Raw genomic sequence first — 22,346 nt, 5'->3', positions numbered from 1 at the left:
CAGTCTAGCTTGCCTGATACCCGGCAGGGAGCGAGACTGACCGGTCAAACAGTTGAGGATTGACCCGAAGCAGGTCAGGACGTTCCTTGTTGGCGCGCTCCAGGAATTCAGGCGGCAATTGCTCGACCGAGCGCAGCTTGTAACCGCTCCACGTCGCAAACATGTGTCCCGGCCTTTCGCCCATCTCCATCCATGCAGGGTATGGGAAGACATAGCCGCCAGATACATCGGTCGGCAGCCAGAGCCTCGACTGGTCATGATAAAGGGACCTTGCAGTCCCCTCATGCCCCATTTCGATGAAGGTCACGGGCCAGGTTGCCGGTGGCACCCGAATATTGTCCACCTTGATCATGTCTCCCTCGCGGCGGAGCTTCTTGTAGACCGGACGGAAGGGCTGTTCCGGTTTGTCGAGTGGGATGATGCCTTCCGGAGCCCTGAAATATCCGGGGTCTTCGGTCAGCGCCATGACCGGCGGTGAAACCATCTCACCAGTCACGGGATTGCGTACTTCATGAGTGAACTCGCCTGTTTCCATGTCTCTCGGGAAAGACAGGTTATGGCCGTGAAAACGATAGAGGTTCTCGCTCAGCCGGCTGTGGCGGGATAGTTCGATGCCTTCCCAGCGCACGACTGGTTGAGGGGCTCGTCCCGGTGTCACCACGACCATGATGAAGTGATACCAATGCAGGATATCGTCTTCATCATGGAGGCTGCGCTGGACCCGCATGACTTGTCTGAATTCCTCGATTGGATCGAGGTCGAGAAACTCAGAACTCCATTGCTCGTTCTCGTAGTCCTGCCAATCAGCTGCGCGAGGCATTGCTGAAAGGCTGCCCGCCAAGGGCAAGCCCGCTGTTCCGGCAATTGCCCCCATGACGCCTCGACGACTGGACCTCATGGCTGGTCACTCTTAATCAATATTCAAACGAGGCAGGGCGGTTGAAGTCGTCCCATCGTGGTTCGAGCAGATCAGGATGATCGTTTTCGAGCTTGGCCAGGAACTTGTCCGGAAAGTCCTGCACACTCGGGATCTTGTAGGCATCCCAATAGCCAAGGAGGTGGCCTGGGCGATCGCCCATGTTCATCCATTTGGAATACGGAAATACGTAAACGCCGGTCGACTTGGTGGGAAGGCTGGTGATGCTCTTGTCGATGAATTGCTCATACGGCACTTCCTGAATTGAGCTTTCAATGTGGTTGAGCGGCCAGTCAGGCGGTGCCGACCGCACGCTATCAAGCTTCATCATTCCATTTTCGTGACGGAATTGGCGGTAGGGAACCGTGTAGCGCGAACCATCACTGGAGACATTGCGGAAACCCTTGGGCGAATGAACAGTCCCCGGGTCATTGAGCAGAAGATTGGTTGGCGTTTCGATTGTCTCGCCGGTCAGCGGATTGACCATCGATTCCATGTAATCATTGGTCTCGAGGCTCATGGGAACTGAGACATTGTGCGCGTGAATGCGGTATGTGTGATCCGCGACTTTACGAAAATAGCTGTACTCGAAGCCTTCATAGCGCAGCATTGGGAGAGGCGGGCGGTCACCGGGAACCATGTAGACCATCCAGTAATACCAAGTCAGGGCGGTTCCCTGATCCTCGACCAGATCGCGCTCGATCCGAAAATGCGCTTCGAATTCCTCGATCGGGTCATCGAATTCAACGAAGCTGGAGGTCATCTTGGAGGTTTCGGGCCAATGCTTCGGGCCGCTGTGATGTTTGGCCGACGCTGCCGTGCCGCTCATCAAACCTGCGCCAGCGAGAGCACCCATTCCGCCCAGCATGGACCTTCGCCCGATCGCCAAGGCACCAGGGTTGGCGGGGGTGGAACTGTTGAAATCTGTCATGTCGATGTCTTTCAAGTGTAAAGGGGAACGTAGGATTGCGGCGTTTCGAGCGCGCGCGGTTCGTTTTCTTCAAGCAGTGCAATGAGGTTTGCGGGGAGCTTGTCCATGCTGTCGACCCGTGCTCCGATCCCGTTGGAAACGGTGTGGCCGTTTACCCCGTTCAGCTTCATCCACGGCCTAAGGCCTGAGACCGCTGAATAGGTGAAGCGCGAGGAAACGCCAGGGCGATTGGCATCCAGCACTTCATCTGCAGCTGCCTGCCAGAACTTCCACTCGCGGTAGAACACGGCCGGAGGTTTCTCGAGGTCGGGATAGATCCGGCCATATTCGTCAGCGCGCAGGAACACTGTGCCGTCATGCAGGTAGGGATCGTGAACCTGCCGCTGCATGTGCACCGATGCCGGCGGCGCAAAAGCTTCGTAGGAAGGGTCCTGCTTGCTTTGCTCAGGGTGAACCCAGATATCGAGCGAGCGCTTGAAATGAAGTTCTTGCGGGCCCGAGCGATAGACCGGGACTTCGACCGGCTCGCTCCCCCCGGGCATGAGCGTCGTTCCAAGCGGTTTACTGGTCGCCGGGTCGCAATAATACATCACTTCGAAGGTGTTGCCGTACCAGGAATCGCCATCCTTGCGGAACCGCGTAAGCAACAGCCCGATCATGCGGCAGAAGGCGTACACTGTACCGTCGAGCACTAGCGAACGGTCGGCATCGAGCCAGGTCATCGTAAGGCCGCCGTCGGTTCGCCCACGCATCCGCACCATTGTTTCGAGCGGATCAAGCGCTGCGACTTCGTCAGCTTTGCTGGTCGCCGCGAATGCCTGTTCGGGCAGCACGGTGGCGGCTGCAGCCATGCTCGCCGCCGAGCTTACGAAACAGCGCCTAGTGATCATGATGCTTGCTCTGGGCGGCATCGACGAACTCTGCCAGCATTGCATTGAATGCGTCAGGCCGCTCGGCGAAAGGGGAGTGCCCGGCATCGACAAAAGTCTTCACTTGCAGGTGCGGGATCGCCTCCTTTGCCGCGACGACATCGGCTGGGTTCACGGCAAAGTCCTTGGTCCCATGCACGAGGAGGACTGGAATGTGGGATAGCAAAGGCGCGAGCGCGGCGTTGTCCATCGGGTGTGCCCTCAGGTGGGGTTGAGCATAAGGCGGCACGAGTAGGCCGAGGATACGCGCGCTTTCTTTCCAATCGTCGGAGGGCCCATCTTCCGTGATCTCGTACAAATATGGCGCCAGCAATTCGATCGATTGCCGCTGGTCGGCAAGGGCGGGACTTGAGCGCAACGCGTAATAGCGCGCCATTTGCTCCATGACTTGTGGATCAGGAGGATCGGCTGGTGCCGAGGGCGGGGCAATTCCGCCATGGGCACCGACCATCACGACCCCGGAGACCGTGTTGTTCTGAGTGAGGAAGAAATAATCAGCTGTCACCAGTGTTCCGTACGACCAGGCAACGATGACCGGTCTTCTTAGCCCTGTTGCTTTCATCACACGGCTGACATCTTCCGCCCACACTTCCCTCGGCGTGTAAGCCTCAGCCTCATGCGGCTTGCCTGACATCCCGTGCCCGCGCAGGTCGAACGCAACCATCCGGTAGCGCTGGGCAAGTTCAGACTGCATCTGCGGTGCGAAGCTTTCTGCGCCCATGCCAATACCATGCAGGAACAGGATTTCCGGTCCGTCTTCCGGTCCCGTGACAGTCACCGCGAGCGGAACGCCGCCATGCCCCTCGACGTAGAAGGTCTCTGCGTTCGCAGGCGCAACGATGAGCTGCGATAAGAGCAGCAACAGGCTGAGCCAGCATGCAGTGAGTGAGACCTTCATTCCGTCTCCTCCACGAAGATACCGCGGATCGCTGTGTTGACCAGGAAGGCGGTATCCCAGTCATCCACAAGAGGTCCGTGGCGGAAGATCACGAGTTCGTGCGATGGGACTGCATGAACAATGCGGAAGCCTCCGCCTTCCATGATCCGCACGTCATCCGGCACAAAGGGCTCTGATTGCGGGATCACGCCAGGCAGGTCCTCGAAATAGGTGCGCATCGCCACGAAAGGCGAGCCGAGCCACAAGCCCAAGCCGAAATTGGGATTGCGGGCAGATGGCATCGCCATGACGTCGTCCCAGCCTTGCGGCAGAACCTGCTTTCCCATCCATTGGCCATCATTGGCGATAAGCACACCGAGCCTCGTCCAATCCCGCGCGGTTGCTCGCATACAGCACATGGTGCGCGCGGTTCCGCCCGGGCGATCGAATTGGAAGGTTGCATCGGAGCCCCCCATCGGTTGCCAGATCCGCTGCGAAACCAATTGCTGGATCGGCTGGCCGGTCGCGCGCTCGATCACCAGCGCAAGCAGTTGCATGTTTTCCTGTGCGACTTCGAACTTTGTGCCGGGCTCTGAAGTCTGCTCATACGCGAGCGCGGCTCTCACCACGTCGCCGCAATAGACCAAGCACAAGTCCTTATTGTCCTTCACTTGATCATAAGGAAGCGGCGCTTGCACTTCGAGGCCGGATACGTTCTGCGCCAGGTGACGCACTTTGATCTGCCCCCGGACATCGCCTGCCCATTCGTGGATGTACTTTCCAATCGGATCATCCAATCCGACTTTCCCATCAGCGATCGCGAAACCGAGCGCCATAGGGGTGACGCTGCGGGTAATTGCCCGCCCGTTGAGAAGCTCGCCTGGCTGCGTACCATTCCAATAACGCTCCAGTTGTACCTTGCCCTTGTGAATTACGATCAGGACATTGCTTTTGCGCGCCTGTGCCCAGGCCTCCATTTCCGCAAGCGCTTCTGCGGGGATGGTCATGTCGCCTTCAGAGGCTGTAGGAAGAAATGGCGCAGGATCGCCTTCAATCACTGCATTCGGCCAGTAAAACCATTCTGGCGGTTCGAACGGGTTGTCTGGTTGGGACGTCAGGCGCCAGAAGAAGACGGGGTCGTTGAAACTCGGGTCTTTTATCGCCTCGTTTGGATCTAGAACACTGTCCGGAAATACCTGCGCTGAAGCGGGCGAAAACGACACGAAGACAGCAGCCGCCAAAGGGAGCGCGACGGATGCGCGGCGACGCCAGCACCTCAAACCGCTGGCTACACTCAGTTTCAAGCTATTGCCTCAGCTTTGTTGCCTTTCCATCCGCCCAGCGCATACCATGCAGCGGCGCGGCCATGGTCCTCTTTCTTGCCTTCATCGGCAGTTGCAGAAAACACACTGCGGTCCACGACAGCCTTGACGTGATCTTCGAAGATCTCGCTATCGGCAAAGCCCGCATCCTGCATCATTCCGGTCAATGGCAGGGAATGGACTGTGCTCCAGAACGGCTCGTTGTTGTTGAACGAATCCCAGTCGCGAATGAATTGCTCATACACCGGCATTTCCGGCTTGTAGGGCGGCTGTTCGAGATGGAGCATAAGCCCGCCTTCCGCGAGCACGCGGAATCCCTCAGCCATGATCTTCGGCAAGGCAGTACGGCTGGTTTCATGCATGAACATCGTCGTCTGCACCCAGTCGAAATAACCGTCTTCCCAGCGGGAGAGGTCTTCTGCATTGGCCTGGATGAAGGTGATATTATCAGCGCCAAGCGCCTTGGCGCGCGCATGGCCATAGCGCAGGACAGGTGCGGCAACATCGATCGCGATGATCTCTGTATCGGGCAGAGCCAGCGCCAGCGGCACGATATTGTGACCGATCGTCACGCCAATATCGAGCACACGGCGCGGCTTCCAGCCGGGGCGAGTGCGCTCAATCCAGTCCACAATAGCTTGACCCGCACCATCGGAAAGTGCGCCAATCCCGCCAGCGGTGGTTGCGAAAATACCGCTGTCATAATTGGCTCCGGCAGACCAGTCGTCGGGGCATTCCTCACCGTGATAACTGCCCGGCATGCAATGGATATCGACCGCGTTCTGGTAGCGCGGGATCTCGATTGCCGGATCGAGTTCCAGACCAGGCGCCGTCTCATTGAGTTCGCGAATCTTTGCACTCAGCTCAGGATGCTGACGCAGCACAATCGAGCGCCCGTTCTGCTGGCGAAACTCCATCGAATTGCGACGCAAGGCCGACCACATCTGATGAAACGGATCCGCATTCATGGCCTTGCGCACTTCATGACGGTTGGCAGGCTCGCGGCCATGCGCTGCGACAAACTTCGGCAGAACCCGCTTTTCATAGGTCAGAGCATTTGCCGGACCCAAGGTCTGCGCCATGTACCGGTTGAAGTTTGCCAGAAAGTTGTAGCGCGCCGCTTCATCGTGATTGGGTTTCGGGAATACGCCATGCTGATGCACTTCGGTGTAAGGAGGGGCGATGCTCATGTCGGTCATGGTTGGTCTCTAAGAAATTCCCAGACTATCTTGCCGCTTTTGCGCGCGATGTTGGGCTTCGGCGAGTGGTTGACCGCCTGTCGAGCATTCGCCTTGGCACCATCGCACGCTGCATGGCTGCTTGGCATCGCAGGCTTCCATGCTGCAACCCTCCAGCGCCTCTGACAAAAAGCCCGGCCGTCGCTTTGGACTCGATGTCCATAGCCGGATCCTGGTCGATCGGGTTGCCGAGACAAACCTGTCATCGCTCGATGGAGAAACAATTCACGCATTACGGATCTTCCTTGCTGACACCATCGCCGTTGGCATTGCAGGCAAGTGTAATCCGGCAGCTGACGGCATTCTCGCAGCGATGCAAGCTGCAGGCGGTGAGGGTGGTGTTGCGTGCATTGGCCGGGCCGGTGTTACCCTACCACCCCATCAGGCTGCAGTGATCAACGGTTTCCAGATTCATTGCCTTGAGTGGGATGGTCTGCACGAGCCGTCAGTCGTTATTGCTTTATGCGCGACAGTGGCCGCGCTTAGTTGCGAGGTTGAGACGAACGAAGCCAGCTTCGGTGATCTGCTGGTTGCCTTTGCTGTCGGGATTGAGGCAGCGGTCTTTTTCGGCTCGGCTGCGGCCACGGCTCCTCGGTTCTTCAGGCCTTCGGCAGCCGGTGTGATGGGGGCCGCAATGGCGATTGGCAAACTGCGCGGCTATGATCGCGATCAGCTCCAGAACCTGCTGGGCCTAGCCTATTCGCAAGTCGGAGGCACGATGCAGGCGCATTGGGAAGGGTCGGAAGCTCTCGCCTTGCAGGTTGGCTTTGCCGCGCGCGCAGCGCTCACAGCTGCCGATCTGGTCGCGCACGGTGTGACTGGCCCCCATGAAGTGATCAGCGGAAAGTTCGGCTACTTCAGCCTGATCGAAAGCCCTGACGATATTGATGGTGTGCTCGCCCGGTGGGGCAGCCCATGGAAGATCACGGAAATGGCACACAAGCCGTTTCCTGCAGGCCGCGCGACGCAGGCGGTGCTCACAGCGCTGCTGGATATGCGCGAAATGCGAGACTTCGACGCGAGCGAAGTCGCAAGCGTTGAAGCGCATGTCCCGTCATTGATTGCCCTGTTGGTGTCGCGCCCGTGGTCATCGGACATGTCGCCTGCCTATGCGCGGCTCTGTCTCGAATATGTCGTGCCGCGCATGCTGCTCGATCGCGCGGTTGATCCCAAGCGGTTTACGAAGGACTGGTTTGGCCAGCCGGAAGTCGCTGAGCTGGCGCAAAAAATCACCTGTGTGACGGACGACAATCCTGACCCCAATGCCTTGGGGCCGCAAACCGTCAATGTGACGCTCAGCGACGGAACAGTGATGGAGCGGTGCGTGGACGCTCCGCTCGGAGCGCCGGGGAGACCGCTCAATTCGGCTCAGCGGATCGACAAGATCGCGCGCTGCTTTGAGGCTGGCGACTGGCAAGCTGATCCGGCAGACTTCATGGCTGCGTTTGAGCAGGCTCCGCTCGACACGCCCGCTCGCAACCTTCTCACGCAATGCACCGGAGGCAGGCAATGACACTCGACCGCGAACGCATGAAGCAGCAAGCTCTGGATGGGTTCTTCCTTGCGCTCAATGCCAAGGACATTGTTCGGCTGCGTGAAACCTTCACGCCGGAATGCCCGATGATCATTCCCTCCTCCGGCCTCGTCTACAAGGATGCGCATGACATGATCGTGCACCTTGAGGATTTCACGCAGACCTTCGAGACGATCCATTTCCATGACTTCGTGCTCGTTCCTGATCCTGAGGAAAAGCGGCTCGCAGCGACCTTCACCGTGACGCTTACCGACGACGAAGGCGAAGTGACGGAAATGCGAAACGCCAATTTCTTCGAATTTGATGACGACCACCGCATTTCGCGCGTGCTCATCATCGCAACCAAACCGCTCGACAAGGGTTTCCAGGTCGGGCGCAGCTAAGACTTCCAGCAAAGAGAGATATACAATGGCTACGAAAGCAGAGATCGCAGAAAACATGCCGCTCCTGGCGGCTGGCGAGGGCGTCTGGGAAGGGTGGTATCGTTATTACGATGCGACCAACGGACAGCTGATAGACCAGCACCGCTCGCGCCTGATCTGCCGCTTGCCAGAGGACGGAAAACCTGCCGACTACCATCAGACCAATCATTATTTCTGGGAAGACGGACGCAAGGAAGTTCGCGAATTTCCTGCCAATTATGCTGATGGCCGAATCTGGTGGGACAACGATCTGATCAAGGGCTGGGCCGCCGCGATGCAGCCGGATGATAACAATCTTTCGACCTGCCTCAACTGGGTCCGCAAGGATGAGCCTGGCATTTATCTTTATGAGATGATCCAGGTCGATGAGACTCACAATTTTCGTAGCCGCGTGTGGCAGTGGTTCCGCGATGGCAAATGTTATCAGCGCACGCTGATCGACGAGCGCCGCGTTTCGGACGACTGGCAAAGCTGGACGAATAATGACGCTCCGACCGACTGATAAGTCGGCTAATCTCCCCGACCCTTTTCCGATCAGGAGACTGACCAATGCAAAGAAGAGATTTCATGATGGCAGGCGCAGCGGGCGCCTCTTCGCTTGTGCTTGGCTCGGCAGCGGCCCACGCGCATAACCACGGACCTAAATCGGGCACCGGGTCCTCTGGTCTGGAAACTAGCCTCAAAGGCGATTTTCTCGACCTGACCACGCCAGATGGCAACCGCGAAGCGGATGCGCGGATCAATGGCAATACGGACATGACCTCGACAAAGTACGGATGGTACAAGGGTATTGTTCATGGTGTCCGGCCGAATGAGCCGGTCCGCGATCTGATCGGGTTCACAGGCTTTTCTGCTGCGAAGCTGTTGCCGCATGAGAACGGCACAGGCTATCGCAAGGTGCTGCGAGAAGTGGGCTATTACTCCGATCTCGAAACGGGCGAGATCCTGGAGACATGGGAGAATCCCTATCTCAATGAAAAGGTTCGCGTCGTTCCTATCGCGAATGATCCATTCAACATCACGATCACTTCGTTTCTTCCGCCTGCGCCGACTTATGGCGGACTGAATACTGAAAAGCGTGATCTGATACCAAAGCAGCTCAATTGGGAGCGGGAAGGGGACAAACTGCGTCTCGCACGGCGGATCAACCTGTTTTACCCCGCAGCGCTTCAGCCGGACAAATGGCCGCGTGAAAGCAGTGGCAAATTCAACCGTGTCAGCGAGATGTTCCTTTATCATCTCGACTGGAACGAGATGCAGGATCCTACCAAGACAAGCGTTGAAGCTCAGGGCGTATGGAACCGCATCACGCCGTGGTTGCCGTGGATGCTGATGGGGCCGACGCCGGGGCACTGCTTTTATTCCTGCTTCTTCGGAGCCGTGGATTCGCTCGACATGGTCGATCCCAAGGTGCTGGAATATGCGGCCAAGCATCATCCTAAGTATTTTGAAGCACCGGAAACGTGGGAAGAGCCTTCGCTCTCATCCCTCGAGTGGTACGCTCGTGAGCAGACCCCAGCGCCGCTCGTGGACGGGATTGTACCGGTCGCGCCCGAGCCCAAGCTGCCGTTCTAGGCTAGCGCGCAGGCGAGCTATTCGCCGATGCGCTCTGCAATCAAGGGGCCGCCCGTCGTTACGATGGCGGTCCCATCCTCACCGAGCAGGGTTTCATCGACCGAGAACTCCTTCGGTGAAATGCGGTAGGTCATGTCAGGTGTAATTGTCTGCTTGAACACGGCACTGGGGTATGAACACGTATCCGCATCCTCGGCCTTGAAGCCTTCACCGTAGCGCTCCCACATGAAGTAACAGGTGTCCGGAAAAGACATCAGTCCCGCTGGATCAAGCGCGGCCCATGCCCCGGCGTCACCTTTGCGGAGAGTCTCCGCGACTTCAGGTGCGAGCACATATGCCTTCATCGTATTTGCCGGGCGATCCTGATCGGTGTCGAAAACGAAGATCTTCGCTTGTAGTACAGGCCCATCCGGCTCGCCGTGAGCAATGTGATAATAAAGGATCTGTTCGCCGAACTGCGCGGCTTCCGCCGGCATGAAGGCATGGACCAATCGATGCATTTCTCCATCGGGCTGCATGCCTTTGGGAGCATCACCGGCATACTCGCCGGGCAGCATCGCGATCAACTCACTGAGTTCCGTGTCCAAAGGTGATGCCGTTGGTTCGCTTGGCGTTGAGCACGCCGCCAGTGCGAGTGGCAGACAAGCCAGCGAGAAAGACGGTTTGCGCATGGTCATCGGGATCAGCTCAACGCGACTGCAGTGCCGCCTGCGATTGCAGCAAGCATCGCCGCAACCAAACCGCGATAGCGGATGTCCGTTCGCAACTTGCGCCATTTCATCTCACCATAGGGCATGTCAGGATCCTGACTGAGCAGGAAGGCTGGCTTGTCAAACACGCCCGGCAGCAGCTTGTGCATGCCCCAGCGCCCGAAAAAGCCAAGTGCCCACAGCTTCAGACGCGTCGGGCGATGATTGTATTGTTCGGGGAAAGTCCTCTCGACAATCCAGACAAGATCGCGTGCCTCCGGCAGGCGTTCTTCAGCGTAGTTTGCGACCGTTGCTGCGAGGTCTTCACCCTTGTCGATCTGGCGCGCCAGCACGTCGAGGTCCTGCAGTGCCGCATTAACTCCGAGCCCAAGATCGGGCGGGAAAGCATGTGCAGCATCGCCGATCAGGAGCACCTGTGTCTTCGCGCCATCGGGCCCCAATCCAGCGTGCAGATTTCGGGCATATTGTGGCGCCGGGAATGCACCCGCTTCCAAGTTCACAAAGTCCTCTGCCTCCTCGTCCGAAACGAGCGAGCGAATGTCGAGCTGAGGGAAGGCATCCTCCATCCAAGCGAGCAATTCCTCGCCCGATTTCAATGTCCAAAGCTCATGATCGGCTTCGCGGATGAGATTGACGCTGCGCGGGTGCGAAGGATCGACCACCGGGAACGCGAAGAGCGCGCATTGCTTGCGCCGCGCCTTGTGTCGGGCGGGGATGATGTAACTCATCCGGTTGTCATTGACCGCGACACTGCCATCGCCAACCGTGAATTGTGAAGGCAGGTTGAGCACCTTGTACCGCAGTCCAGTACTGATCGAATCTCCCGCGATCATGTCAAAGTGGCCTTTTGGCACATCGGGCTGCCGCTCCAGCTCCTTTCTGATCGCTGAATTGAGCCCATCGCAGGCAAGGATCAGATCAGGTTTGAAAGATGTCTCTGTGCCTTCACGATCGCGCACCCGGACCTGCGCGTGACCAAGTTCGTCCCGGTCGATTGCGCTGACGCTATGCCCGTAAAAAACCTTGAGCCGCTCGCTACCTTTCTCCTTGATCGCGTCGTAAAGCATGGTGAGGAATGCCCTCCGAGTCGTCCAGAAGCAGGTCGGCCTGTTGGGATCGATGATCGGCACAACCTTGGTCTCAGCCGAGCCATCGGGGGCGATCGTCGTGGCGGTGAAATTGGTCGTATCAACCCCGCATTGATACATCCGATCAGCAATCCCGAGCCTCTCAAGTATACGCAGCCCGCGCCGATCGACGAGGTAATTGAAGCTCTTGTTCTTTTCGAAATCACTTGGCGAGGGGCGTCGTTCAGCCAGAACGATTTCATCCCAGCCGAGCTGATCGAACAACAAGGCTGCGGCGAGGCCAGCGGGGCCGCCTCCGCTGATAAAGACCGAACGCTTCCCGTTCATAGGATCAATTGCCTTTCCGCTTGATAATGTCTGCAGCTTTCTCAGCCACCATCAGGACCGCGCCGTTGGTGTTGCCGCTGACATGGCCGGGAAAAACACTCGCATCTACGATGCGCAGACCGTGGATCCCATGCACCTTGAGGTCGGGGCCAACGACCCCGTCGGCAATTGTGGGCGCCATCCGGCACGTGCTGACCGGGTGATAGGTCGGATCCACCGTGCGGCGCAGGTACTCTTCCCACTCTGAATCGCTTTGAATGTCCGCGCCAGGTGTAATTTCGGCTTTGACGTGACCGGCAATCGGCTGCTGCTCCATCATCTTGCGCGCAATCCGGCAGCCAGCGGTGAGGTCTGCAACATCCCGAGGGTCAGCCAGCATTTCCAGCATAATACGCGGCTTCTCGCGCCAGTCCGCACTGCGCAGCCCAAGCTTGCCTGAAGTTCGCGCATAGGACAGCCCGACCACCAGCGTTACCATCGGGTTGCGTGATGGCGCGACGCCTTCAGGTGTGAGCTCAAAGCCAAACGGGCCGAACAACAGCTGTATGTCGGGCGAGGGCTTGTCCGGACTCGAGCGATAGAACCCCACCGCGTGCGGATAGGGGCTGGTCGCTGGCCCGCGCCGCTGGACCAGCCAGCGCAGAGCATGCCATGCGACACGTACACTATTGATTTCCTGATTGAAAGTGCGCTGATCGACGGTGAATCCGAGCTGCGCATTGGGATGCTCAAGCAGGTTCGCGCCGACATGCGGATTGTCGAGCACGGGCACTATGCCCAGTTTCTGCAAGTCCTGCGCAGGGCCAACTCCGGAGAGCATCAGGATCTTCGGCGATTGCAGCGCGCCTGCTGAAAGGATCACCTCTGCATCGGCCAGCACTTCTCGCTCGACACCTTTATGCATGTAGTGGACGCCGGTGACCGTACCGTTTGCAATCTTCAGCCGAGTGACTTGCGCACCGGTTCTAATGATGAGATTCTTCCGGCTTCGTGCAGGCTTGAGATAGGCATCTGCAGCGCTGAAGCGGCGGCCTTTCAACTGTGTCAACTGCGGCGCGCTGACCCCTTCCTGGTCACTTGCATTGTAATCAGAATTATCAGGCAGACCTGCTGCAATCGCGGCCTCTACAAAGGGTTCAGCCAAGCTATGACGGGTGCGTAGAAGACTTATCTTCTGCGGGCCGAGCGCACCGCGCTCTTGCCCGGTCTCGAAGGTGCACCCTTCAAGTTTCCGGAAATAGGGCTCACAATCAGCAAAGCTCCAACCAGCGTTGCCGGCCTCGGCCCATCCGTCGAAATCCTGCTTCGCGCCGCGGACGTAAAGCATTCCGTTGATCGAACTGCTACCGCCCAGAACCTTGCCCGCTGGCCAGTAATCCTGCCTTCCAGACCGGCTTGGATCAGGCTCGACCTGAAAGCCCCAATCATAGTTGGGATTGCCGATCAGCTTGATGATCGCAGCTGGAACCTTGATGTAGGGAGAGTGATCTTCTCCACCTGCTTCTAGCATGAGCACGCTGGTTTGTGCGTCTTCCGACAGGCGGCTCGCCAATACGGAACCGGCTGATCCTCCGCCGACGATAATGTAGTCGAAGTTCTCCATTGACGCCGATCTGCCACAAGCAGCAGCGATAGGGATTTCGCGATCGATAGTATTCGCACGGTGGGCAAGTTGAGAAGCCTTGCGGCTCGTTTGTGGACCTCTGCCTATCAGAATCGAAAAAAACAGGCTTTCGTTTTCGCTTGGAGCTTTCGATAAATGCAAGAGATCCGCACGCAGGTAGTTGTGGCAGGGGCTGGTCCTGTGGGTACGGTTGCGGCGTATTTGCTGGCGAGCCGCGGGATTGACGTGGTTTTGCTGGAGGATGGTGCGGATTGTGCGCTGGATTTGCGCGCATCGACGTTTCATCCGCCGACGCTGGAGATGCTGGAGCGGTTCGATATCACCCCGCGGCTGATCGAGCAGGGTCTGAAGGCGCCGATCTATCACTTCCGCGAGCGCAAGACGGGCGAAGTGATCGATTTCGACCTGACCGAGATCGCGGATGTGACGAAGTATCCCTATCGCATCCAGTGCGAGCAGTATCACCTTTCGCGCATGCTGTCAGAAGGTGTGCGCGAGCAGGCGGGCGCAGAAGTGCTGTTTGGTCACCGTGTGGTGGCGCTGGAGCAGACGCGGGAAGATGTGACCGTTTATGCCGAGACGCCGTATGCGATCCTCAAGATCAAGGCGGACTATCTGATCGGCGCTGATGGCTCGAACTCGAGCGTGCGCAAATGGCTGGGGACGGAGTTTGACGGGTTTACCTATCCTGAGAAGTTCCTGTGCTTCACCACGGAAGAGCCTTTGGAAGAGCACATCGATAACATCGCGCATGTGAACTATGTCTCGGACCCGGATGAGTGGATGGTGCTGCTGCGCGTGCCGTCCTTGTGGCGGGTGCTGGTTCCGGCGGACATGGATACGCCTGACGAGGTGCTTAAGGCCGATCCGAAGAAGGAAGAGGTATTCACCCGGCTGATCGGCAAGCCGGATGTGACGACCCATCACCGCACGATCTACCGGGTGCACCAGCGGGTGGCGAAGAGCTTCCTGACGGGGCGCGTGGCGCTGATTGGCGATGCAGCCCACCTCAACAATCCGATTGGCGGGTTCGGGATGAACTCCGGCATTCACGATGCGTTCAACCTGGGCGAGCGCTTGCTCAAGATCTACCAGCACGGCGCGGATGCGGACAGCGAGCTCCAGGCGTTCGAGCGCCAGCGGCGCACCACCACGCACGACTTTATCCAGGCGCAGACGATCCGCAACATGGAGTATCTGAAGGAAGGTGAGGGCCAGCTTCACGCCAAGCGCAAGGCCGAAATGCGGGCGATCCGCGATGATCCCGTACGCCGCCGCGAGTTCCTCCTGCGACAGTCCATGATCGAATGCGTCACCAAAGAAAAGGAAATGGCATAATGCCCGTGAAGCCACGCCCCAATCCTGATACGCAAGGCTATCGCGCGCTGTTCGGCGTGCTCGGCCCTTCGACAAACACCATCGTTCAGCCTGATTTCGATGATCTGCGCGTGCGCGGGGTGACCAATCACTACAGCCGTATCGTGGTCGACGACGCAAATGCGATTTCCGATGAGACCTTCATGGCGGGAACACTGGAGATCAGCAACAATACGCTCGATGCGGTGCGCGGCGTGCTTACCTGCAATCCTGACTACCTCGTCATGGGGATGAGCGCAGTGACATTCTACGGCGGTGCAAAGGGTGCGGAGCAGTGGCGTCAGAACATCGAGGATGCCTCCGGCCTCAAGCTCTGCACTGGATCGCAGTCGCTGATCGAAGCGTTCAAAGCCTATGGCGGGATCAAGAAAATCGCGGTGATCTCACCCTATTACCCTTCAGCCAATGCCCATGTCGCCCATTTCATGTCCGACCACGGAATCGAGGTCGTACGGGACACTTGCCTCAAGTGCCCGAGCTGGACCGCGATCGCTCAGGTGCCCACATCAACTTTGCGTGATGAGCTAATGAAGCTCGATGGCGATGATGTGGATGCGCTGGTGCAGGTCGGCACGAACCTGTCCATGGTGCGCTTCGCCGCGGCCGCTGAGGATTGGCTCGGCAAGCCCGTAATCGCGATCAATACCGCGACCTATTGGAACGCTCTGCGCCAGAACGGCATTAAAGACCAAAAGACCGGGTTTGGCCGGTTGATGTCCGACTTCTAAGGAACACGCCTTTCATGTTTGAATATGATTATGTACCGCTCCCTGAGCGCGCGCCGCTGAAGTGGCCAAACGGCGCGAAGGTCGCGCTGATGTTCACCTTCAACCTCGAGACATGGGATCTGGTTAAGGACACGGACAAGCCCTATTACGCTGGCGGACCAGCGCTGCTTCCCAATGCGCTTGCAGGGCGTATTCCCGACTATCCGAACTATTCCTGGCGCGAATACGGACAGCGCGTGGGCGTGTGGCGAATGTTTGAAATGTTCGACGAGATGGGCGCGAAGGCTGGGTGCACAGTTAATGCCGTCACCTTTGAACGCCGCAAGGCCATGGCCGATGCCTGCCTTGAGCGCGGGTGGGAACTGATCGCGCACAATTACGAGCAGGGCGAACTGCTGACCGATTTCCATGATGACATCGATACGGAGCGCGACATCATCCGCCGCTCGGTCGAGATGTATGAGAAGCACGCAGGAAAGAAGCCAAAAGTGTGGCTTTCCAGTAGCTTGCGTGGGACATTAAATACTCCGACGATCCTCGTCGAGGAGGGTTTCAAGGCCTATTGCGACATCATGAATGATGACCAGCCCTACATGATCCGCACCGATGCCGGGCCGATGGTCGCAACGCCGTATTCCAATGTTATCAATGACTTCACGATCCTGACGCGCAATGCGCGTACCACCGACGAGTACCGCGATCTCCTGATCGAGGAACTTAAGGTGTTGCACCAGGAAGGCGCGAAAACCGGTCGGATCATGAATGTCGGGCTTCACCCGCATGTCTCTGGCAGAGCCTACACGATCCGCGCGCTACGCGAATTTATCGAGTACGCTCAGTCACTTGATGGCATCTGGTGGGCGACCCGCGAAGAGATTGCCGACTGGTATGTCGACAATCACGAAGCGCATTTTCCTGGCCAGTTGAAAGGCTGACAGGAAACCCGGCCCGCTTAGACGGGGGCCAGACCTCGTGAGATCGATCCAGATCTCGCCGGGACCGGTCACACGATCGCGCAGACCGTCTTCAGCTCGAGGTAGTTGTCCATCGCCGCCTGACCGCTCTCGCGGCCATAGCCTGATTGCTTCATCCCGCCGATCGGGAGCGATGCGTCATACATCGCATGGCTGTTGATCCACACGGTCCCGGCATGCAGCCGTTCAGCCATGCGGGTCGCGTTGGAGAGCCCTTCTGTCCAGACCCCCGCTGCGAGGCCATAGTCGCTGTCATTGGCCGCAGCGACCACTTCATCCATGTCGTCAAAGCGCGATACCACCACGACCGGCCCGAAGATTTCCTCGCGTACGATCCGCATATCGGGTTTCACATCGGTAATGACGGTCGGCGTGACAAAGCTCTGGTTAGGGCCAGCCGTCTCTCCGCCCACCAGCACGCTGGCTCCGGCCTTTTTCCCATCCGCGATGTAGTCCGCGACCTTGCCTGCATGCCCCTTTGAGATCAGCGGGCCCATGTGCGTTGCCGGGTCGAGCCCGTGGCCAAGCTGGATCGCGCTGGCCTGCGCCGCCATGCCTTCAACGACCTTGTCGTAGACACTGGAATGCGCATAGAGGCGTGAGCCGGCGATGCAGACCTGCCCGCCGTTGAAGTAGATCGCATTGGCCGCGCCGGGAATTGCCGCATCAAGGTCAGCATCGTCCATGATGATCACCGGCGACTTGCCACCAAGCTCCACACCGACGCGCTTCAGATTGCCCTTCGAAGCCTCGACAATCTTGCGCCCCGTGGCGGTCGAGCCAGTGAAAACGATCTTGTTGACGTCCATGTGCTCGGCCAGCGCTGAGCCGCACTCTCCGCCAAAGCCGGTCACAACATTGACGACACCTTCAGGCGCACCCGCTTCCTGGATCAGTTCAGCCAGGCGGATAGTGGTGAGCGAGGTTTCTTCAGACGGCTTGAGCACCAGGGTGCACCCGGTCGCCATCGCCGGGGCAATCTTCATCGCGGTGAGCACAAGCGGCGAATTCCACGGCAGAATCGCGCCGACCACGCCGACCGGTTCGCGCCGCGTGTAGGCATGCACGATCTTGCCTTCCGGCTGGTAATTGATCGAGGTTGGGATGGTCGCGCCTTCGATCTTCGTCGCCATGCCTGCGAAATAGCGGAACTGCGCGACTGCGCCTGGAATCTCCGCCCAGCGCCCGACATAGAGAGCCTTGCCCTGGTCGAGCGTTTCAAGTTCGGCCAGCTCGTCGATATTCGCTTCCATCAGATCGGCGATCTTCCACAGCAGCTGGCTGCGCGCCATCGGGGTCATCGCAGGCCATGGCCCGCTGGAGAAGGCCTTGCGTGCTGCAGCTACCGCCGCATCGACATCCGCAGCGCCCGCGCGGGCCACCTTGCCAATCACTTCGCCCGTCGCCGGATCGAGCGTGTCGAAGGTCGCCCCGGACTGACTGTCGACCCATTGGCCGCCAATCAGGAGTTTGTGCTTATCGCGCGCCAGAAAGGCGGCGGCTGCGGCATTGGGCTTGGGGGCGTTGGAAAGATCCATTGGTGTCAGGTCCCTGATCAATCGGCAAAAGTTAATGATGGGATGTAGCCTTGCGCAGCGCTGTTAGCAGGCTGACCGCGAAAGCTTATCGCTCAATGGATAAACCGTGCTGAAAGGCGAGCGTTCCCCGGTGGCCCGACCGGCTGTCAGCTCGTCTGCATTGCGCAGTATTGCTGCAAGAACGCCGCATGATCAGGCAAGCGTTCGGCTTGCTGGCGAAGCCCCCGCGCAATGTCGCGCAGCCGGGGTGCAATCGCAGCAGCATCCGCGCGCGAAGTCAGCGGATGCACGCTTTGTGGCTGCAAGTTCTGCCCGATCAGCACTTGCGCCCAGGAACCGAGCTGGAACAGGTGTCCGCCATCGATGGCGAGGCGACCATGCCCCTCCCACAAGGCAAGTGTTTCTGCCAGTGAATCAGGTACATCCATTGCTGCGCAGTGACGCCAAAAGTCCGAATCTTCGCGTTGGTTGACCTTGTAATGCGCGATGATGAGGTCGCGCACCTGGCTCCATTCGAGCTCGCTCTGCGCGTTGAAGCGGTCGCGCAGCAAAGGGTCGATCCGACGCGACGGGAAGAGGTCAACCAGCCGCTCGATTCCCGACTGGACCAGGTGGATGCTGGTCGACTCCAGCGGTTCGAGAAAGCCTGCGGCAAGCCCCAGCGCTACGACATTGTGCGACCAGGGCTGCTTTCGCCTGCCGGTGCGAAAGCGCAGGATGCGCGGGTCGGTTGTAACTACGCCTTCGATTGTCGCGAGCAGCCGCGCCTCAGCTTCTTCGTCGCTCGAAAAGCTGCTCGCATAGACATGGCCGTTGCCGATGCGCCGCTGCAAGGGAATGCGCCACTGCCAGCCGACAGGATGCGCGATCGCGCGCGTTGCAGGCAGGATTTCGGGGCCGGTCGGCTCGCTTTGCGCGACGACGGCGCGGTCGGCGGGCAGCCAATGGCTCCAGTCGTCGAACGGCTCTTCCAGAGCCTCGCCCAGCAGAATGCTGCGAAAGCCGGAGCAGTCGATGAACAGGTCCGCTGCCAGCATTCGTCCGTCTTCGAGCGTCACGCTGGTGACATTGCCGGTCTCACTATCGCGCTCCACGCCCGCGATCAGGCCTTCGATGCGCTTGACCCCATTCGCTTCGCATTGTCCGCGCAGGAACTGGCCATAGGCGATCGCATCGAAGTGATAGGCATGCGGCAGCAGCTGCGCGAGCTGTCCGGGGTTACGCGGATCGAAGCCAAAGCGCTGCAAGTCGGTCGCCGCGCGGCCCAGGTAGAGATCTTCGAAACGCGGGTAGTCCGGCAGGCCTGCGGCCTGGCCCATCCGCCACCAATGGTGCAGCTTGACTACCGCATCGAGTTCCTGCCCGACACGGCCAAAGGCATGGATGTATTTCTCGCCCGGACGGCCCCATCCCTCGAACTGGATGCCGGTCTTGAACGTGCCCTGTGTCGCGCGCAGGAACTCGGCTTCGTCCACGCCGCAGAACCGGTTGAACTGGCGGATCGGAGGAATTGTTGCTTCGCCGACACCGACAATACCCACAGCCTCGCTCTCGATCAGGCCTATCTCGGCGGTACGCCCCAAAGTGCGTGATAGCATCATGGCCGCCATCCAGCCTGCGCTGCCGCCGCCGACGATCAGGAGCCGCGAGATGGGTTCGGGAGAGGGGGCTGAGTCAGTCATGCCGGGTTTTCCGCAAACTCACCCAGCGCATCGCGCAGGGGCGTCAGGTGCTTCGCATAGGGCTTCCATGTACCGATGCCTTTCCGGTTGAGGGGCTTGCGCACCTGCTCGCTGCTCGCCGTTGCCACCGGGTCTTGCGAAAGGTGGAAGTCGATCACTTGCGGCTCGAACGAGATCTGCATCGCCTGGAACATCGCGCGTGCCTGGGTTTCGATATCATCCACCAGCGCTTCGTAGTTTTGCAGATAGATGCGGCCCGGAGCGCGCTCACGCAGGGTATCGGTCTGGCGGACATAGTCGCGATAAAAGCGCGCGATATCCGTCAGATCGCTCGCCGCAGGGTGACCGCGCGCGAACAGCACCTTGGTGTTCGACCAGCAGCAATCCATCGCGTCGCGGCGAATATCGATGATCCGCGCGTGCGGCAGCATACGCAGGATCAGCGGCAAGTGCCGCCAGTTCATGTGGAGTTTGTCGACGAACCAGGATGCATCGGTTTTCATATGCTCTCGGGCGCGGGCGATGTACCACTCGCCCATATTGGCGAGCGCCTGATCGCTGAGATTTGCGATAGTCTCGGCCAGCTTGTCTTCGCCAGCATCACGCTTGATCCGCTCGACCATATGCGGCGCGATAGACAGTTCGCCCAGTGCTTCGATTTGCGAGTGCCGACCCAGCATCCGTTCGACCAGTGTCGAGCCGGCGCGCGGCATGCCGAGGACAAAGATCGGCGTCGGCTTGTCGCTAGTGGCGTGTGCAAGGGCAGGGATGCGATCCGGGGTCATTGCGTCGAGGAAGCGTGTGACCTTGTCGGTGAGTTCCTGCGGGTCATAGGGCTGTGCATCCTTGCGCATCCGGTTTCCGGCCGCGAAATGGGTGAAGGCTGCGTCGTGCTCACCGCGCTTGTCGAAAATCAGGCCAAGTGCGAAATGGAGATTGCCCGCGTGTTCAGGATCATCTTTCCGGGCTTCAAGCGCCTTTTGAATCTGCGCGAGGTCTTCATCCGACAGCAGCTTGGCATCCAAGTCCGCGAGGCTCCACCAGGTCCGGCCATGATTCGGATCGAGGGTCAGTGCCATGCGATAGGAGGCAATCGAGGCTTCCTTCTGACCCGCAAAGCGCAAGGCATCGCCGAGATTGGCATGCGCTTCTGGTGATTTCGGATCGAGCTTGACGAGGGTGCGATTGGCCTCTGCCGCTCCGGCATGATCGCCGAGTTCGGTCTTGATGCGCGAGAAGAGATTGACGAGCTCGACATCGTCGGGCCGCCGTTCGATCATCGGGGCGATGATCCGCATGGCTTCGGTCAGCCGGTCGCTCAGCATCAGCGCATTGGCATAGAGCACGCGGGCACGCATGAAGGATGGCGCGCGGCTCAGTACGCGCTCCAGCAGCGGGATGGCCTGATGCGACACGCTCAGCGCGATGGCGGCCTCTGCTGACAGTGTGATCGCGGCAAGGTCATCCGGGCGGTTGCGGAGGTATTCGGCCGCGAGACGGCTCGCCTCGCCAAATTCGCGCGCTGCCATCTGCCGCGCGGCTTCCCGCAGGGCAGGTATTGTCTCGCTGATTTGCAAGGCGGCGATCTCCGCCTGCTCTGCCTGCGGCCGCTCGCCCAGCGCGCGGTGAGCTGCAGCTGCCTGGTGGAGCAAATCCATGTTGCCTCGATCCCTGCGGAGCGCTGCCTGGATGTCGCGCAAGGCGGCGCGCGGATCGTCTTTCAAGCCGCCCTCAGTCATAGCCAAGGATCTCGCGCAGACCTGGGGCAGCGAAGTCGACTTGCTGCTTCTGGATATCGCTCAGCTCTTTGGGGACCTTAGAGAAATTACCCGACAGGTTCTGTCGCGCAGTCCCACTATTCTGAGGGTCAGAGCCAATCTTGACGCGTTCCTTCCAGTCGGGCGGTACGTCGATGCCGCAGGCGTCGAACAGGCCCAGGAGATATGCTTTGCTGGCCGGGCTGTCGAGATCGCGCACAGCGGCGAGCAATTCCTCGTACCGCACCAGATGCACGCCTGTATCAAGCCAGGCAACCGCATTGTGCGTGTAGGTGTCCTTCATGCTGGGGTTGGTGTTGGGGATTCCGAAGATGACCATGCTGAGCAGATCACCGCTGGTAATCGGGGCTTTGCGCAAGATGTCGAGCTGTCCGGTAAAGCCGTCAGACAGCAGAAACCGCGCTTTGGCGAGTACCCATGTGTATGGATCGCGCACCAGCAGGATCTTGCGGGCAACGCTGGTGGTGATGGCTGAGATGTCAGTATGAAACAGGTGGCCCCAAGCAAGCTTTGCGGGAGGCCCATCAAAGGCGGCCAAATGGTCGCGCAGATTGCCATACTGGATGAAATCGCGGTCATATTGCTGATTAACCGGCACAAACATGCGGACGATGTTGCGCAGCAAGTGGCTGCCGGATTTCGGCACGGAATTGAGAAACAGGTGTTGCTTGAGCGGCGCCTGATCGAACTGAGCGTTGAGTTCGTTGAGGTTGTCCGGTTTGAGATTGATCGAAGGCATAGTGATTATTTCTTTAGGACGATTAGCGACCGACCCC

The 22,346-nt window shown here is 59.1% G+C and carries 20 protein-coding genes; 7 read left to right on the top strand and 13 right to left on the bottom strand.

Annotated features, from left to right (window positions below):
• Positions 1-4: 4 nt before the first annotated feature.
• The 6 genes from ACG9DO_RS13160 to ACG9DO_RS13135 all read right to left on the bottom strand — a co-directional run bounded on the left by ACG9DO_RS13160 (position 5) and on the right by ACG9DO_RS13135 (position 6,174).
• On the bottom strand, positions 5-820 hold the full coding sequence (locus ACG9DO_RS13160) for a hypothetical protein (RefSeq protein WP_394728647.1): 816 nt from the start codon (positions 818-820) through the stop codon (positions 5-7).
• Positions 821-914: 94 nt separating this feature from the next.
• Complete coding sequence (locus ACG9DO_RS13155) at positions 915-1,847, bottom strand: hypothetical protein (RefSeq protein WP_394728645.1); 933 nt, start codon at positions 1,845-1,847, stop codon at positions 915-917.
• Positions 1,848-1,858: 11 nt separating this feature from the next.
• Positions 1,859-2,698: a DUF1838 family protein gene (locus tag ACG9DO_RS13150; protein WP_394728643.1), complete on the bottom strand. Its 840-nt coding sequence runs from the start codon at positions 2,696-2,698 to the stop codon at positions 1,859-1,861.
• A 28-nt stretch (positions 2,699-2,726) separates the two neighbouring features.
• Entirely contained in the window at positions 2,727-3,674 is a 948-nt protein-coding gene (locus ACG9DO_RS13145) for an alpha/beta fold hydrolase (protein WP_394728641.1), read from the bottom strand.
• A complete protein-coding gene (locus ACG9DO_RS13140) occupies positions 3,671-4,660 on the bottom strand; it encodes a serine hydrolase domain-containing protein (protein ID WP_394728639.1) in 990 nt (329 codons plus the stop codon). Before ACG9DO_RS13140 ends, ACG9DO_RS13145 begins: the two co-directional genes overlap by 4 nt.
• Positions 4,661-4,953: 293 nt before the next feature.
• Complete coding sequence (locus tag ACG9DO_RS13135) at positions 4,954-6,174, bottom strand: class I SAM-dependent methyltransferase (RefSeq protein WP_394728637.1); 1,221 nt, start codon at positions 6,172-6,174, stop codon at positions 4,954-4,956.
• A gap of 139 nt (positions 6,175-6,313) precedes the next feature.
• On the opposite strand from ACG9DO_RS13135, the gene ACG9DO_RS13130 reads away from it, so the two are divergent.
• From ACG9DO_RS13130 to ACG9DO_RS13115, 4 genes are read left to right on the top strand one after another with little or no spacing between them, the layout of a single operon-like run.
• Positions 6,314-7,726 (top strand): MmgE/PrpD family protein, encoded by a 1,413-nt coding sequence (locus ACG9DO_RS13130; protein ID WP_394728635.1) that lies wholly within the window; start codon positions 6,314-6,316, stop codon positions 7,724-7,726.
• A complete protein-coding gene (locus ACG9DO_RS13125) occupies positions 7,723-8,130 on the top strand; it encodes a nuclear transport factor 2 family protein (protein WP_394728633.1) in 408 nt (135 codons plus the stop codon). The genes ACG9DO_RS13130 and ACG9DO_RS13125 overlap by 4 nt, the downstream gene beginning before the upstream one ends.
• Positions 8,131-8,155: 25 nt before the next feature.
• The gene (locus tag ACG9DO_RS13120) at positions 8,156-8,671 is read left to right on the top strand and encodes a DUF3598 domain-containing protein (protein ID WP_394728631.1); all 516 of its coding nucleotides are present in this window, start codon (positions 8,156-8,158) and stop codon (positions 8,669-8,671) included.
• 47 nt (positions 8,672-8,718) lie between these two features.
• Complete coding sequence (locus ACG9DO_RS13115; RefSeq protein WP_394728629.1) at positions 8,719-9,744, top strand: DUF1838 family protein; 1,026 nt, start codon at positions 8,719-8,721, stop codon at positions 9,742-9,744.
• A 17-nt stretch (positions 9,745-9,761) separates the two neighbouring features.
• Here the strand turns inward: ACG9DO_RS13115 and ACG9DO_RS13110 are convergent, their stop codons facing one another.
• The 3 genes from ACG9DO_RS13110 to ACG9DO_RS13100 are packed head-to-tail and all read right to left on the bottom strand — an operon-like array spanning position 9,762 to position 13,472.
• The gene (locus ACG9DO_RS13110; protein WP_394728627.1) at positions 9,762-10,421 is read right to left on the bottom strand and encodes a hypothetical protein; all 660 of its coding nucleotides are present in this window, start codon (positions 10,419-10,421) and stop codon (positions 9,762-9,764) included.
• Positions 10,422-10,426: 5 nt separating this feature from the next.
• Positions 10,427-11,869, bottom strand: a complete 1,443-nt coding sequence (locus tag ACG9DO_RS13105; RefSeq protein WP_394728625.1) for an FAD-dependent oxidoreductase — start codon at positions 11,867-11,869, stop codon at positions 10,427-10,429.
• 4 nt (positions 11,870-11,873) lie between these two features.
• Positions 11,874-13,472 carry a GMC family oxidoreductase gene (locus tag ACG9DO_RS13100; protein ID WP_394728622.1) on the bottom strand — a complete coding sequence of 533 codons (1,599 nt, stop codon included), beginning with the start codon at positions 13,470-13,472 and terminating at the stop codon, positions 11,874-11,876.
• A 156-nt stretch (positions 13,473-13,628) separates the two neighbouring features.
• Between ACG9DO_RS13100 and ACG9DO_RS13095 the strand changes: the two genes are divergently transcribed.
• From ACG9DO_RS13095 to ACG9DO_RS13085, 3 genes are read left to right on the top strand one after another with little or no spacing between them, the layout of a single operon-like run.
• A complete protein-coding gene (locus ACG9DO_RS13095; RefSeq protein ID WP_394728620.1) occupies positions 13,629-14,831 on the top strand; it encodes an FAD-dependent oxidoreductase in 1,203 nt (400 codons plus the stop codon).
• Complete coding sequence (locus tag ACG9DO_RS13090; protein WP_394728618.1) at positions 14,831-15,598, top strand: arylmalonate decarboxylase; 768 nt, start codon at positions 14,831-14,833, stop codon at positions 15,596-15,598. The genes ACG9DO_RS13095 and ACG9DO_RS13090 overlap by 1 nt, the downstream gene beginning before the upstream one ends.
• Before the next feature lie 14 nt (positions 15,599-15,612).
• Complete coding sequence (locus ACG9DO_RS13085) at positions 15,613-16,533, top strand: polysaccharide deacetylase (protein WP_394728616.1); 921 nt, start codon at positions 15,613-15,615, stop codon at positions 16,531-16,533.
• Between the two features lie 68 nt (positions 16,534-16,601).
• Here the strand turns inward: ACG9DO_RS13085 and ACG9DO_RS13080 are convergent, their stop codons facing one another.
• The 4 genes from ACG9DO_RS13080 to ACG9DO_RS13065 all read right to left on the bottom strand — a co-directional run bounded on the left by ACG9DO_RS13080 (position 16,602) and on the right by ACG9DO_RS13065 (position 22,309).
• A complete protein-coding gene (locus ACG9DO_RS13080; RefSeq protein WP_394728614.1) occupies positions 16,602-18,110 on the bottom strand; it encodes an aldehyde dehydrogenase family protein in 1,509 nt (502 codons plus the stop codon).
• A gap of 146 nt (positions 18,111-18,256) precedes the next feature.
• The gene (locus ACG9DO_RS13075; protein WP_394728612.1) at positions 18,257-19,792 is read right to left on the bottom strand and encodes a tryptophan halogenase family protein; all 1,536 of its coding nucleotides are present in this window, start codon (positions 19,790-19,792) and stop codon (positions 18,257-18,259) included.
• A complete protein-coding gene (locus tag ACG9DO_RS13070; protein WP_394728610.1) occupies positions 19,789-21,531 on the bottom strand; it encodes a sulfotransferase in 1,743 nt (580 codons plus the stop codon). Before ACG9DO_RS13070 ends, ACG9DO_RS13075 begins: the two co-directional genes overlap by 4 nt.
• The gene (locus ACG9DO_RS13065; protein ID WP_394728608.1) at positions 21,524-22,309 is read right to left on the bottom strand and encodes a hypothetical protein; all 786 of its coding nucleotides are present in this window, start codon (positions 22,307-22,309) and stop codon (positions 21,524-21,526) included. Before ACG9DO_RS13065 ends, ACG9DO_RS13070 begins: the two co-directional genes overlap by 8 nt.
• Between the last annotated feature and the right edge of the window lie 37 nt (positions 22,310-22,346).

The organism is Altererythrobacter sp. GH1-8 (genome assembly GCF_043702085.1).
GTDB lineage: Bacteria > Pseudomonadota > Alphaproteobacteria > Sphingomonadales > Sphingomonadaceae > Erythrobacter.
Note: the sequence above shows the minus strand (reverse complement) of the source record. Positions and strands in the feature narration are given on the sequence as shown.